Source organism: Vibrio sp. 03-59-1 (assembly GCF_013114135.1).
In the GTDB taxonomy this organism is placed as follows: domain Bacteria; phylum Pseudomonadota; class Gammaproteobacteria; order Enterobacterales; family Vibrionaceae; genus Vibrio; species Vibrio cortegadensis.
Genome location: NZ_VTYA01000006.1, coordinates 238,409 through 252,141, shown reverse-complemented (window position 1 = coordinate 252,141; position 13,733 = coordinate 238,409). Strand labels below are relative to the sequence as shown.

The window sequence follows — 13,733 nt, the reverse complement described above, 5'->3', positions numbered from 1 at the left end:
AAAGGATTGATAGATGATTAAATTACACCACCTGAACAAGTCACGCTCGAAACGTATCCTTTGGCTATTAGAAGAGCTAGGTGTTGACTATCAAGTTGTTCCTTATCAACGTGATGCTGTCACTTTTCTTGCGCCACCTGAGTTGAAGGTTGTTCATCCACTAGGAAAATCACCTGTCATTGAAGATAACGGTATGGTGATCACTGAGTCAGGTGCAATCACTGAATATCTCATCGAGACTTATGGCGAAGGTAAATTTGCTCCACAACGTGGTACTCAAGCGTATATCGATTACTCACAGTGGCTCCATTTTGCAGAAAGTTCAGCGATACTTCCTCTGCTACTTAAGTTGTTTGTAGAGAAAGATGGTTGTGAAACAAACTTCCTTGCTGGTTACGCTGATGTAGAGATTGCGAAAGTGATCGGTTATTTCGAGCAACGTCTTGAGGGTAAAACATACTTAGTCGGTGATTCACTGACAGGCGCGGATATGATGATGTCATTTATTGTGGAAGCGCTTCAAGGGCGCAATGCATTAGGTCTTTATCCAAACATTGCTAAGTATGCAGATCTTCTTGCCAGTCATCCTGCCTATAATAAAGCCGATGAAATTGAGATTAAGTACTCATAACATTCATCTAAAATAATAAATTGAGAGCATTTCTTACCCTTTGGTGAGAAGTGCTCTTTTTATATCTGCGGTTAAATTTTAGCCTGTCATGAGAAAGGTTGAGCGTAAATAGAACTCAAATGTCGCTAAAAATTAAGCTTTTAGAGCTAAACAAAAAATAATTTTGGAGTTGAGGGTGCGCTTACTTGTAAATACATGGTTTAAAACGCTGTTTTGGCCCCTTAAAATCCAGATTTAGAGCTTTTTAACTTGTTGTTTCTACACTGATTTAATTGGTGGTTTTTTGCTGCTTCCGGATGGTAGTCTTTGTGCATTCGTTAAAGGGAACCTGAAATGCTAGAAACCAATAAAACATTTGTTAAACACGACTTTTCACATCAGGATTTACGAGATGCTCAATTTGAAGCGTGTAATTTTTATGACTGTAATTTTTCCCGTTCAGATTTAAGAGACGCACAATTTATTGATTGCAGGTTTATCGAGCAAGGTGCCGTGGATGGTTGTCGTTTTGATTATGCCGATCTGCGTGATGCCAGTTTTAAACAGTGTCAGTTAGCGATGGGCTACTTTGTTGGGGCAAACTGCTTCGGAATTGAACTAAGAGGGTGCGATCTGAAAGGGGCAAACTTCTTAAAAGCCAGTTTTGCGAATCGAGTGAGCCATCAAGTCTATTTTTGTTCTGCTTATATTACGGGTTGTAATTTATCGTATGTTAATTTTGAACAGCAGTGTCTTGAAAAATGTGACCTATTTGAGAATCGTTGGACAGGGGCAAATCTACAAGGGGCCTCTTTTAAAGGATCAGATTTAAGCCGAAGTGAGTTTTCCGAAGAGTGCTGGGGGCAATTTTCAATGCAAAATTGCGATTTGACCCACACAGAACTCTATGGGTTGAACATAAGAAGGGTCGATTTAAGTGGTGTTAAAATCTGCGATTGGCAACAAGAACAGTTGCTAGAGCCTCTTGGTGTTGTCGTTTTACCCAGCTAGAAAGATGAAATATAGAATAAATGTCGAGATGATGCCCTTTTGTGATCTGAGAGGCTCTGAACGCGGATTAAGCTTATGGTAATATTATGGATGTGAGCTTAAAAACTTAATTATTAAGGTATCAGATGTCGTCAGATCATAATGGCTCAAGTGCGGCCTATGCACGTAAAGAGAGTGCATATCGAGATAAAGCACTAAAATTGTATCCTTGGGTTTGTGGTAATTGCGCGCGTGAATTTGTCTATTCAAATCTTCGAGAGTTGACTGTGCATCATAAGGATCACGATCATACTAACAACCCAGAAGATGGCAGCAACTGGGAGCTCTTGTGTCTGTATTGTCATGATCATGAGCACAGTAAATATACCGACCATGATCGTTATGGAGCGGAAGCAACGGCGAAATTGGATGATCATCAGAATGCAACGCACAATCCATTTGCTGACTTAGCAAAGATGATGAAAAAATAAAGCGATTAAATAAACGGGATCCATAGATCCCGTTTATCATTTAACAGACACCGACATTAAAATTACCTATATCTGACATAACACACCTCTCACTTGGGGAGAATTTCTGCATCTCGCATGTAGGAAATCATTATGGAATTCATAGAAGAAGATCGAGTCGCACTGTATGACACTTGGATGTCTCAAAAAGCTAAAATGCATATCACGCAGATGGCGATGGCAAAAAAATTAGGACTCTCTCAAATTGAGTTTTCACAGTTAATTCGTGGTGGATCTCAGTTAACTATGGGTTTCGTGACTCAATTTTGCCGTTTAATGCGGGTGGAGCCAACACAGATTTTACCTAGCTTGATAAAAGGTGGGTTAGGTGAAAAACAAATTGTTTACTTGCGTAATACGATATCGGTAGATGGCACTATTCAAAATGTTTATGTTGAAGGCAGTCAGGTGATAGTGGAATATAGCCACTTAGTTGAGTAGACGCATTAAGCCGTTGTTTTTAAACTAAAGGCTTGGTGGGTTGGCTGGACTTGATTGATCGCCAATGTCAATTTGAGAGGAATTAACATTGGCATCGTTGGTAAGGCTATCTGAACTCACTCGAACTGGCTTAGCAGTTTAGTAGTTTAGCGATTTAGCAGCTTGGCTCAATCTCAATAGCAAAAATACCGTGGATAGGGATCATCTCTTTGTATTCATGGAAACTATTGAGTAACACGATACCTTCTTCCTTGGTATCACATAGAGTGGATAGCACTTCCATGCCTTCACCATCTAACAATGCGCCTGCATCAGGGTAACAGCGAACGGCTTTCACTGTGACAGAAAGAGCATCCGGCTCAATAACGTCTAGTCCTATAAATGGAGGGCCAGAAATAATTTGAAATTGAATACGGTCGCCCGCCTTTAACTTATCGTATTGAATCGATTCATAGCTGTTATTCGTACGAATTTCGACTTTTTTGCTTCCCGCAACAATTGCTTCTAACGGTTTACGATAAATTTCTAATTTGTAATCTGACATATGGTCTTTACCTTAAATATCGGTGTCATCGCAAGGACGGGGTTCATTAAGCTCTGCGTAGTAATGCAACAGTTCAGTTAACTCTTTAACCCAGCCCAAAGCATCACTTGGTGCTGTTTTTAGAATACTTTCGACTTTAGAACAGTGTGTCTCAAGCGATATCGCTTCTTCCAAGTGAAAAGAGATGGCATAAAAATGCCACAGCACTAAGCGAGTCATACGTTGGCTATTTTGCTTCGCATTGTCCGAATCATCGAATGCCTGTTGGATTTCACTGAGTGCAATTGCCGTCATTCTTAGCCTTGCATCAAGTTGAGCAGACATCATTCGCTCTTCACTGCTCACTTCTTCTTGCTCAAATGTGAACAACTCTGTCATGACGTCTTCTGGAACCATTCGACTAATCATACGCACGCCAAATTCTTCTAACTCGTGGCGTGGCATCGTCATTAAACATTGAAGCGCGTAATCTCGGACCATTTTTATCTCAAATTTTAAATAAAGGAGGGCGGGTATTTTATGCTTTATGGCGTGTTTTTCCACGTTAGTTTTAAAATTGCAGCAAAAAGGGCTCATTAAAACAAAAAATGTGTGAGCTAACCTAGCAGTCTTGAAGAAATCAATAGCAAGATAATTAAACTTGTCAATCGATAGTTAAAAAATTGTTGTTTAATGTTATATTGTCTCAAATTTGAAAATAGGAGCTCAAGGATGAAGCTTTCGATATCCAGTAAGTTGCAACTCAGTTTTTTGCTACTTGTCGTACTTTTTATCGCATCCGCTAGTTTTACATATCGAAGTGTATCTGTAGTCGAAAAGAATACACAGTCGTTGTTACTATCTGATTTGCCGACAGTCGATACCAGCCGCGCCATTGGTCAATCGATACAAGCCTCTTTATCAACGGTACGTGCTTACATGCTATTAGGCAGCGATGAAGCGACGGGATTAGATCAATTAAATCAGCTTGATAACATCATACTTCAAACGGACGAAGCGCTTCCTACGCTAGAGTTACTGCTCGCTTCCGATCAATACTCAAAGATTTTACAACAGTGGCAAGATCTAAAACTGGCGATGACCGACATCACCGAACTCAGTCATAGTGAAGAGAACCTCCCTGCCCACAGCCTGTTTATCTATGAAGCGGCACCGATAGCGGAAGTGGCGCTTGATCAACTGCAAGGTTTAATTAATGACGAATCGTCGAATAAAGAGGGTGGCGACCGTAAGCGATTATTCAAACTGTATGCTGATAGTTATACATCGCTGGCGAATGCTTTGGCGTCGATGAGAGATTTTCTTTTGTACGGCCATCAAGACTATTTAGACAAGTACTTCGATTTCATTAAAGCGCATAACAAATCCGTTGCCGAAATTGAATCCAAAGCGTTCTTATTATCCGATAGTGATCTGAGCTTGTGGTCGCTGTTTAACGAAATGCAGCAGTTGTATTTCCCACTGGCGGATCAAGTCATTACGCTGCGTAAAGGCTCTGATTGGAATAAAGCCAATGCGTTAATGGCGAATAAAGTTATTCCTTACGCATCCCAACTGAATCAAAGTTTAGAGCAAGTGGTTCGAGCTCAACAGCAACAAGCTGATCACAGTGGTCGAGGCATTCAAAATAATGTTCAGCAGGTGATTACATTACTGATTGCTGCGGCGATATTTGTTTCGATTGTTGCTGTCGTCATTGCTCGTTATTTAGGGAAAAGCATTGGATTACGCGTGGCAGAAGTGTCACATCGCGCTCAATTAATTGCTGAAGGCGACGTTTCGCAACCAGCATTGGTGGTTTTAGGTCAAGATGAGTTGGCAAGCTTAACGGTCTCCATTAACCAAATGAATGATTCATTGAGGGATATCGTCCAAGGTGTCACGGAAAAAGCTGAGCAAGTAGAAGGCAGTATGGCTGATCTTTCGGACTGCAATGAGAAAACATTACATCAAGTGGCTCAGCAGAAAGCCAATATCGATCAGATGGGGCATGAAATTCAAGAAGTGTCTGTTTCAGCAAACAATACCGCACATCTTGCCCAGCAGTCAGTGAGTTCTTTAACCGCATCTAAACAAGAGTTGTCACAAGGCGCTTCCGCTCTTGAGCAGAACCGAAATACTATGAATCAGTTGCATCATACTATAGATAACGCGAGTGGCTTGGTGCATGAACTAAGTAAAGAGAGTGAAGCTATTGGTCGAGTGACCGAAGTGATTGAAGGGCTTGCGGAACAGACCAATTTATTGGCGCTAAATGCAGCGATAGAGGCGGCGCGAGCGGGAGAGCAAGGTCGAGGTTTCGCGGTGGTGGCCGATGAAGTTCGTTTACTTGCAACTCGCACCACAGAATCGACAACCGAAATTAATAGCATAGTGCATGCAATTCAATCGTCGACAACCTCAGTTGTTCGAGAAATTGAACAGAGTCAAGGGTTGGCAAGAGAAGGAGCAGAGCATACATCGGATGCGGTTTCACGCTTAGAAAGCACCACGAATCAGATTGAAGATTTAAATGCTCAGATGATGGATCTGGCGGCTGCCGCAGAACAGCAGTCTAGCGTTACTCAAGCGATCACTAATTTAGTGCAAGGGGTAACAGAATCGGTAGATGGTGTTTCACAAATCAGCTTGGATTCAAATGCGACAAGTGAGAGGGTGAAAGAGAGAGTGATCGAACTGAATAGTGAGATGGCGAAATTCAAGCTGAACTAACTTATTGCAAGCTGAACTAACATATTGGTAGAGGATATAAAAAGCCTTCCCACTCTTAAGTCGTGCTTACAAGAAAGAGCTTAAGAAGGCTTTTTACTGCTAACTATTCACTAATAGCCTTTGCTCTATGACAAAGGCTGTTTAAAACTATACCGCCATTGGAAGGTTGTCTGCTGGTGGCGAGTTGCGGTAAACACGTTTAAGTCCAACAACAACAAGCAGCGACATCGCTAACATTATTCCGCCTACTGGAAGTTGATCTGTGGTTGGCAACATAGAAGCCACCATTGTTGCAAGACCTGCGCCTAGATTCTGCATTCCACCTAATGTTGCACCTGCTGTGCCTGCGTGACGAGGGAAAGGAGAAACCGCCCCTGTCGTCGCAGCTGGAAATAGAATGCCAGCACCAAGAAAGTAAACCGTCGCACCACCCACAAGAGATACCGCGTTGGTATACCCAAATAGGCCAGGAATAAGAACAATCAATGCGCCAATAACAATGGCATACAGTCCGACAACTAACGCTGTTTTTTCCGACCACTTCATTGTTAGCATGCTCGATAAACCAGCACCCGCAAGGTAACCCGGAATTGGCATGATGAACAATAAACTCACAATCGTTGCTGGTAAGCCCAAAGTACCTGCTAATAACACACCTGCTGCCGCTTCAAATACAGCGACACCTGCAAATGTAGCCACTAGGCACAGTAGAAAACCTTGGAAACGACGATCTGATAACACAAATTTATAGCTTTCTGTTACTGGCTCAGCGTGGCGTTTTGTTTTTGGCAGTGTCTCTTTCATACTCGTCATCATGGTGATCACTACTGCGAAGCCAAATAAAGCCAAGAATAAGTAGCTCGTTCTCCATCCAAACATTTCAGTTAAGAAGCCTCCAAGCAATGGTGCCATCAGAGGAGAAAACATCACACACATGCTGATCAGGCTGTTAGCTTTATGTAGTTCTTTACCTTCAAAGCAATCACGAGTCAGTACGCGAGACATTGCGCCGCCACTGCCAATGCCTGCTCCTTGAACAAAGCTACCAAATAAAAATAGCGAGTAGTCTTGAGCAAACAATGTAATAAGCGTGCCAATAATGTAGATCGCTAAACCTGAAACGATAATCGGTTTACGCCCTAGACGATCAGAAAGAGGGCCGTAAATGAACTGCGATAATCCATAAGGGATCAGGTAGCAAGCCATTACCGCTTGCAATGATGCCGGAGTAACTAAGAAATCTTTTGCCATGTGACCAATCGACGGTACATACATGGTTTGCGTCATTTGTCCTACTGCCGTAAGAATCGCGATAAGAAATGTAAGTCGCACTAAAGGGAAAGACGCAGACATAAGTTAATCTCCAACAAAATAATGAAAAGAAAGTAGAGCAAATGAATGAGTTTGACTTAAATAATCTAACACTTCATGAATTGGTTGCTCTGCGAAGGCGCGAGATATTAAGGCTAGTTAGAGATATAGGCAATCAAAAAATGTGACATGGCGCACTATATAATTCTATGCTTCGGATTAGAAAAATTAATCATTAAGGTTTCGTAATTGTTGGGCTCTAACGGTTGAATGTTGTATGTGGTTAACGATGTGGATTTAATGAGGAGTAGGGCGGATATTTATGCGTTTTGAAGTGAAAGAGGTATAAGTATGAGAGATAAAACTTAGGTCATTGATCTATTGATTATGTTGCTAATGTTCCTTGTGACATATAACGACTAATATAGAGAAACTGCCGTTAAATTAACCGTAAAAGGGCATGCATTCAGCTTCTACTTTTCATGGATTTCATAACCGTGTATAAAGGGAAAAGACAACAACTAATAGTGAAGATGAAATGATGAAATTAGATAAGCTGGATAACAAAAACAGACGTATTAGAAAGAAACTTTACCTAGGTGAATTTGCTATTCTTGGTTTTGACGTCAGCTGTAAGACATCAATTACTGATTTTGATAGCTATGACAAATTTGTAGATGAGTTCATTGATTACATTGATGGCATCAACCTTTGCTTTGGTGGCGGCGGTTTGGAGTTGTTCGAAGGCTTCCTATGCTCAACTGAGCGTTACAAATCAGTAACTGAAGAAGAGCAAGCGCAAGTTATCGCATGGCTAGAAGCTCGTGAAGAAGTGAAAGAAGCGGTTGCAGGCCCACTAGTGGATGCAAACTACTTCTTCTAGTTTGATCTGTTGATAACCAGAACGGTCACTTTAATAAAGAAAACGATGAAAGCCGCTTAAATTGAGCGGCTTTTTTATACCTAAATGTGCTTGATGAGTAAATGCACTAACAACATTCATTCGTTATACGTTCGTTTTTGCTTAATACATTTAAGAACATGTGATCAATACGTGTTATTCGCTTAAGGCGGACTGCTAAGTTTAATGCTTTCCTAGGTTTGTATTTTTAATATTATCAATAATTCGAATCTATGCGATCCATATGGAAATATTTAGCCTTATAATCTATGCCCACTATTCCCATAAGGATAATGGTTAAACTAAAATTCATATCACATAAGTTTCAGAATCTGATACAGCAGAGATATTATTAACTATAATAAATATGATATTTTATTGCGTAACCTTTGAATGGTATTTTGTTGATAACGGACGTCATGTGAAGCAAAACTTTAGGGATCGAGCAGAAAAAATATATCAGTACGCAGAACCAAATTTGATGATCGTTGGTTGGATGGGCGCAATTGGATATCCAGCATACTATTTTGTATGGAAATTTCTTTTCCCTCAAGATTATGAAAGTTTGCCTATGCGGTTTATGTGTAGTGTTTTTTATTCTATTCTATTAGTTCGCCACGCATTTCCGCAAAGGTTTCGCCATTTATTACCCTACTTTTTCTTATTCTCCGTGGGGTTTGGTTTACCATTTTTCTTTTTCTATATGCTATTAATGAATGGCTGGTCAACGATCTGGGCGATGTCTTTCATGGCGGCGAGCTTCTTACACATTCTTCTTGTGTTTGATACTAAAGTCATCATCGGACAATCGATTCTTAGTGTTGCCTTCGCCTATGCGCTAGCGTGGTTCAATAGTGGATACACATTAGAAGTATGGGTGAACTGGGCATATACCCCTATCATATTGTTTACCTATGTATTTGGTAATTTGTGTTACTTCCGAAACCAGAATGAACATGAAAGCAAAGTGTCGCTCGCAAAATCGTTTGGCGCTGGTATTGCACATGAAATGCGCAACCCAATCAGTGCGATGCTTTCATCTATAGAGTTAATTCGTGGGCATTTGCCAGCATCACCTTTAGGCTCAAAAGATGATCGCACTATATCTCCTCAGCAGTTACGCCATCTGAATGAAATGCTAGATGATGCTCAGCAGATCGTCGTCGCGGGGAATGAAACAATCGATTTGCTCCTGACTTCAATTGATGAGAATCAAATCTCTACTAATACCTTCCAGAAATACAATGTGTATGACGTTGCTGAAGAAGCGGTTAGTCAGTTTAGCTATAAAGCGAAGCCGGATAGAGAATCTGTACAGATTGAAGGGGATAAACACTGTGATTTCTTTGGTAGTGATGTGCTGTTTAAGTATGTCATTTACAATCTGCTAAAAAATGCTTTTTCACATCGTCGCCAAACGGATGCAGCCATTGTAATTAAGATCATACAGTCAAATAACACGACAATCATTAAAGTTCGAGATAATGGGATTGGGATTTCTGATGAGCAGTTGAAGCTCATTTTTGATGACTTTTACACCTCGGGTAAGAAAGGGAATTACGGGCTGGGTTTGCCATTTTGTAAAAAAGTACTGAAAGCCTTCTCTGGCAGCATCAAATGCAAATCAAAGCTTGGCCATTGGACTGAATTTAGATTAACGATTCCGTCTTATTCGTCTAGCCAAAGTATTAGCTTTAGGAACCAAGTTCTGGCAACGAAGAAAATTCTATTTATCACGGGAGTTGAACTCCATCCGTCACGTGAAGTCATGAGTGTTCTTAATGATTGTTCATTATATTATGGTTTCAGTTTAGAAATGTTGAATGCAGAACAGGCTTTGGTTAAAGAGGAGTATCAGTTTGAGTATGACTTGATCTTAATCGATGGGCGAATGGTGGAGCACTCATCTGTCGCTTGGTCTACGCTTGAATCGCGCTTACACTTTACAGAAGCTAAACTGGCCATGTTTGCTTCACCTGGAGTATCAAAGCGGCTGCAATGTGATAAAAACTTGTGGATTGAATGTGTTAATCAGATTGAATTTCAAAAGTATCCTACAAAAGTTTTGTCTGAATTGTTATTTGAACAGAAAATGATAGGGCAACCAGATGTTGCTAAAGAGAAAAGGAAAATTGATGCTCAAATCATGTTAGTTGATGATAACGCTTCTGTGCGTTCACTCACCACCTTAATACTTGAGCAACAAGGTTTTAGTGTAATTCAGGCTGAGAATGGAAAACAAGCGTTAGATCTATTGAGTAAAAACCAGATCCAATTAATCTTAATGGATGCGGAAATGCCTGTGATGGATGGCATAGAAGCGACAGAAAGAGTGCGGTTGTTAGGCCATACTGATTTACCAATTATTGGTTTCAGTGCAGATGCGAGTACAACAATGATTGGAAATATGCTCGATGCAGGTATGAATGACTATGTGAGCAAGCCAGTAAAAAAAGATATATTGATTAATAAACTCATTGATTGGATTTAAATATAGGTCTTAAATTCAAATGTAAGACCTATTTAATTGGTGTGGCTTAATCTAAGAAATACAGCTCATCATTATTTATAGCCATATCACAGACATGTATGATTTTATTTATATCGTGTTCATTAAGTTCTGAGTGTAAAGAAAATCGGAAGTTATTTTTACTTTTTAATGTGGCAGGTGAGCAAAATACGGACCCTATGACACCATTATTATAGAAAAAATCACGAACTTTTTCTGTATTCACTTCATCTCCTGTTTCTAAGCTAATAATTTGTGTTTCACTACCAATATTAAATCCTAATGATCTGAGAGCGTTTCTTAATTTCTCCGACATTGAAAACAAGTTAGCTCTTTGAACATCACTTTCGATAATGATGTCCAATGTAGCGTCTAACCTATCAAGTTCATGAGGTAAAAGCGCAGAGCTGAAAATTGCAGGGTTAGAAATAAAAGGCAGACATTGTGCCAGTTTGCCATGAGATAGAACCGCACCAGCACGATAAGCGAAAGTTTTCGCTAAACTGACAGTGATAAAATCAACTTTATGGCTTAGGTTAAGCGAATGGACTAAACCTCTACCGCTTTGGCCGATAACACCAAGTGAATGAGATTCATCGGCCACAATCGCGCACTCAAACTCTTCCGCTATCTCTACTATTTCTTGCAGTGGCGTTACGCTTCCACGAATGCTGTAAATTGAATCTACGAGGATGATCCCTGGGCCGTGGCGTTTCACCAACTTCTTTAAGTGGCGGACACTGTTATGAATAAATGGATAGATATCAGCGCCAGCAATTCTTGCCCCTTCCCAGAGTGACATATGAGCAAAAAAGTCGATATAAACCTTTGTATCCTGTTCACAGATGGTTTGCAGCAGGCCGATATTGGCATCCCAGCCAGACTGGCAGATATTACAATCTGCGAACCCAACATATTTTGCAAGGTTAGATTGGAATGAAGGAATATCACTTTCATTTTGAAGAAATACACCAGACATAACAACACTTTCGTTATGCTCTTGTATTGCAGTAATGTGCTTATCTTTGAGCTTTTGATTACCAGATAAAGATAAGTAGTCATTACTTTGAAGAAAAATGGAGTCGATATCAGGTATATTACCCAGAACGAGATGTTTTCCATTGACCCGTGGTTTAATATTGTCAGACAAATAACGGTCTAATTTGTTTTCTATTTTTGTTGGTAGTGGCTTAACACTATTAGGCTTTTGCATAATCTATACTCTATGTTTTATTGAATTAAATGCAGTGCCAGCTGACCAATATAGATTGCAACAATGATTGTTACATATCACGCCTTATTAATTAATTTTATTAAACTAATTGCAAAATTAAATATTGTGTATTTAAGTTCTGATGTTCGGTTTGTACTCCTTGGGGTCTAAATTATTCATTTATGCAGGGTTTCTTACAATATCTTGGATGTTATTTCTTTTTTTAGAGCAATGTTTTTATACCAGTGTTATTTCATTTATGTGTGATAAATATAATTAGTAAATTTCATTAATAAATTAAACATAGTAGAGATGTAAGTAATGTTTGTCTTAGAGCCCGTTGATATGTTCAGCCAAAGCCATTAACCTGATAGACCTTATGTAAGAATAATAAAATGATAGGAGAAAGTGCATGGGAACCAAAAAGGTCGCTTTTATTGGCTTAGGGGTTATGGGCTATCCAATGGCGGGGCATTTGAAACTCGCAGGGCATGACGTTACCATCTTTAATCGTTCAACAGAAAAAGCACAATCATGGGTGGAGCAATATTCTGGTGATTATCAGAGTTCACCGAAATTGGCAGCGGAAGGTTGCGATATTGCGTTTGTTTGTGTCGGCAACGATGATGATGTAAGAAGTGTTATGTATGGTGAACATGGCGTGATTGCAGGCTTGAAACCTGGTGCAGTTATCGTAGATCACACGACTACTTCGGCTGATCTTGCTATTGAGCTAGCAAAAGCATGTGCAGAACAAGGGCTTCGTTTTGTTGACGCTCCGGTCTCTGGTGGACAGGCTGGTGCAGAAAATGGCGCACTTACAATTATGTGTGGTGGTGAGCCAACTATCTATGAGTCTGTTTCACCAGTAATGGATGCTTACGCAAAACAGTCAGTATTACTTGGCGAAAACGGCCAAGGGCAGCGTTGTAAAATGGTAAACCAAATCTGTATCGCTGGTGTGCTGCAAGGGTTAAGTGAAGCGATCCTGTTGGCAAAGGAAGCTAACTTAGATATTGAACAAGTTACAGATGTATTAAAACATGGTGCGGCTGGCTCTTGGCAGATGGAAAATCGTGCAGTGACAATGGCGCAAGACAGTTTTGACTTTGGTTTTGCGATAGACTGGATGAGAAAAGATCTTTCTATTTGCTTAGATGAGGCGAAGCGTCACGAGCTAGATTTACCACTGACAAAAACGGTAGATGCACAATATGAAGCGTTGCAGAAGATGGGGCTTGGTCGGATGGATACGTCGGTATTGATAAAATCACTGACACAATGATCAGTAGCAAATACCTAAAACATTGATGAGCCGAAAACATTGATGAGATAGACAGATTAGTTGATGCACTCTTTTATTGCTTTAAGCCAATATTCAATTGGTTTGATTCCGATACGGTGAGTAAAAGTTTGCATCAACATCGTGACTTATAGCGCGTTGCTACACTATGGTCATGTCCCTACTATTATTTTTGCCCCCATACATTGCTTACCCAGCCGCCAACATGTTCGTCATAGTGATTGCCGCTAAACTCTTGCCGATGTTCAACCATATGGTTTGAATTGGGCCGAGACTCGAGAATGTGTGAAATGTGTTTCGCCATCGGATCGTTTGGACAAGCTGCTTGGTTTCTGAGTGCAACCTCTTTGATGATTTGTAATCGATAAGATGGATTCATCCTTTTCATTTTACTCTACTCCTTGGTTGGTAATTTACTAAATTTAGAACTGCGAAGTCGTTTCGTCAAATTAGTAGTTGGAAATAAAATGAAAGTGTATTTAGGTGTTTAATAAATTAAGTAGATAAAACAATCCGTTATACTTTTAGTTATATTTTTTATTATGTTAGTTTATTTAGCTTAAACATAAGTCACTGTTTTATAAGGAATAAATAATTTATAAAAAACTAGGCATTATTAAGAATGAGAGGCGTGTTGCTAGAAGTTTTAGGAGGATATTGATGGTAATT

The 13,733-nt window shown here is 39.9% G+C and carries 13 protein-coding genes; 8 read left to right on the top strand and 5 right to left on the bottom strand.

The window, feature by feature from the left end; genetic code table 11:
* Positions 1–13: 13 nt before the first annotated feature.
* The 4 genes from F0249_RS08490 to F0249_RS08475 all read left to right on the top strand — a co-directional run bounded on the left by F0249_RS08490 (position 14) and on the right by F0249_RS08475 (position 2,571).
* A complete protein-coding gene (locus tag F0249_RS08490; protein ID WP_113797910.1) occupies positions 14–631 on the top strand; it encodes a glutathione S-transferase family protein in 618 nt (205 codons plus the stop codon).
* Between the two features lie 333 nt (positions 632–964).
* On the top strand, positions 965–1,621 hold the full coding sequence (locus F0249_RS08485) for a Qnr family pentapeptide repeat protein (RefSeq protein WP_171756389.1): 657 nt from the start codon (positions 965–967) through the stop codon (positions 1,619–1,621).
* Between the two features lie 125 nt (positions 1,622–1,746).
* On the top strand, positions 1,747–2,091 hold the full coding sequence (locus tag F0249_RS08480; RefSeq protein WP_017051875.1) for a YajD family HNH nuclease: 345 nt from the start codon (positions 1,747–1,749) through the stop codon (positions 2,089–2,091).
* Positions 2,092–2,223: 132 nt separating this feature from the next.
* Positions 2,224–2,571: a helix-turn-helix transcriptional regulator gene (locus F0249_RS08475; RefSeq protein ID WP_171756388.1), complete on the top strand. Its 348-nt coding sequence runs from the start codon at positions 2,224–2,226 to the stop codon at positions 2,569–2,571.
* A 154-nt stretch (positions 2,572–2,725) separates the two neighbouring features.
* On the opposite strand, the gene F0249_RS08470 is transcribed toward F0249_RS08475, so the two are convergent.
* Together F0249_RS08470 and F0249_RS08465 are read right to left on the bottom strand one after the other, a co-directional pair.
* Entirely contained in the window at positions 2,726–3,115 is a 390-nt protein-coding gene (locus F0249_RS08470; RefSeq protein ID WP_017051873.1) for a hypothetical protein, read from the bottom strand.
* A gap of 12 nt (positions 3,116–3,127) precedes the next feature.
* Positions 3,128–3,595, bottom strand: a complete 468-nt coding sequence (locus F0249_RS08465) for a hypothetical protein (RefSeq protein WP_017051872.1) — start codon at positions 3,593–3,595, stop codon at positions 3,128–3,130.
* Positions 3,596–3,826: 231 nt separating this feature from the next.
* On the opposite strand from F0249_RS08465, the gene F0249_RS08460 reads away from it, so the two are divergent.
* Positions 3,827–5,827 (top strand): methyl-accepting chemotaxis protein, encoded by a 2,001-nt coding sequence (locus F0249_RS08460; RefSeq protein WP_171756387.1) that lies wholly within the window; start codon positions 3,827–3,829, stop codon positions 5,825–5,827.
* Between the two features lie 147 nt (positions 5,828–5,974).
* On the opposite strand, the gene emrD is transcribed toward F0249_RS08460, so the two are convergent.
* Positions 5,975–7,180 carry a multidrug efflux MFS transporter EmrD gene (gene emrD, locus F0249_RS08455; protein WP_171756386.1) on the bottom strand — a complete coding sequence of 402 codons (1,206 nt, stop codon included), beginning with the start codon at positions 7,178–7,180 and terminating at the stop codon, positions 5,975–5,977.
* 499 nt (positions 7,181–7,679) lie between these two features.
* Between emrD and F0249_RS08450 the strand changes: the two genes are divergently transcribed.
* The gene (locus tag F0249_RS08450) at positions 7,680–8,021 is read left to right on the top strand and encodes a YggL family protein (protein ID WP_029203286.1); all 342 of its coding nucleotides are present in this window, start codon (positions 7,680–7,682) and stop codon (positions 8,019–8,021) included.
* A gap of 439 nt (positions 8,022–8,460) precedes the next feature.
* On the top strand, positions 8,461–10,530 hold the full coding sequence (locus F0249_RS08445; protein ID WP_171756385.1) for a hybrid sensor histidine kinase/response regulator: 2,070 nt from the start codon (positions 8,461–8,463) through the stop codon (positions 10,528–10,530).
* A gap of 46 nt (positions 10,531–10,576) precedes the next feature.
* Here the strand turns inward: F0249_RS08445 and cqsA are convergent, their stop codons facing one another.
* Positions 10,577–11,761 (bottom strand): alpha-hydroxyketone-type quorum-sensing autoinducer synthase, encoded by a 1,185-nt coding sequence (gene cqsA, locus F0249_RS08440; RefSeq protein WP_171756384.1) that lies wholly within the window; start codon positions 11,759–11,761, stop codon positions 10,577–10,579.
* A 412-nt stretch (positions 11,762–12,173) separates the two neighbouring features.
* On the opposite strand from cqsA, the gene F0249_RS08435 reads away from it, so the two are divergent.
* The gene (locus F0249_RS08435) at positions 12,174–13,046 is read left to right on the top strand and encodes an NAD(P)-dependent oxidoreductase (RefSeq protein ID WP_171756383.1); all 873 of its coding nucleotides are present in this window, start codon (positions 12,174–12,176) and stop codon (positions 13,044–13,046) included.
* A gap of 184 nt (positions 13,047–13,230) precedes the next feature.
* Here F0249_RS08435 and F0249_RS08430 read toward each other — a convergent pair whose 3' ends face one another.
* Complete coding sequence (locus F0249_RS08430; protein ID WP_017051865.1) at positions 13,231–13,452, bottom strand: hypothetical protein; 222 nt, start codon at positions 13,450–13,452, stop codon at positions 13,231–13,233.
* Positions 13,453–13,733 lie beyond the last annotated feature (281 nt).

What these genes read in the sequence shown, in the direction of transcription:
- F0249_RS08490 (WP_113797910.1), top strand. Translation starts at nt 14, where the DNA reads ATGATTAAATTACACCACCTGAACAAGTCACGCTCGAAACGTATCCTT.
- F0249_RS08485 (WP_171756389.1), top strand. Translation starts at nt 965, where the DNA reads ATGCTAGAAACCAATAAAACATTTGTTAAACACGACTTTTCACATCAG.
- F0249_RS08480 (WP_017051875.1), top strand. Translation starts at nt 1,747, where the DNA reads ATGTCGTCAGATCATAATGGCTCAAGTGCGGCCTATGCACGTAAAGAG.
- F0249_RS08475 (WP_171756388.1), top strand. Translation starts at nt 2,224, where the DNA reads ATGGAATTCATAGAAGAAGATCGAGTCGCACTGTATGACACTTGGATG.
- F0249_RS08470 (WP_017051873.1), bottom strand. Translation starts at nt 3,115, where the DNA reads ATGTCAGATTACAAATTAGAAATTTATCGTAAACCGTTAGAAGCAATT.
- F0249_RS08465 (WP_017051872.1), bottom strand. Translation starts at nt 3,595, where the DNA reads ATGGTCCGAGATTACGCGCTTCAATGTTTAATGACGATGCCACGCCAC.
- F0249_RS08460 (WP_171756387.1), top strand. Translation starts at nt 3,827, where the DNA reads ATGAAGCTTTCGATATCCAGTAAGTTGCAACTCAGTTTTTTGCTACTT.
- emrD (WP_171756386.1), bottom strand. Translation starts at nt 7,180, where the DNA reads ATGTCTGCGTCTTTCCCTTTAGTGCGACTTACATTTCTTATCGCGATT.
- F0249_RS08450 (WP_029203286.1), top strand. Translation starts at nt 7,680, where the DNA reads ATGAAATTAGATAAGCTGGATAACAAAAACAGACGTATTAGAAAGAAA.
- cqsA (WP_171756384.1), bottom strand. Translation starts at nt 11,761, where the DNA reads ATGCAAAAGCCTAATAGTGTTAAGCCACTACCAACAAAAATAGAAAAC.
- F0249_RS08435 (WP_171756383.1), top strand. Translation starts at nt 12,174, where the DNA reads ATGGGAACCAAAAAGGTCGCTTTTATTGGCTTAGGGGTTATGGGCTAT.
- F0249_RS08430 (WP_017051865.1), bottom strand. Translation starts at nt 13,452, where the DNA reads ATGAAAAGGATGAATCCATCTTATCGATTACAAATCATCAAAGAGGTT.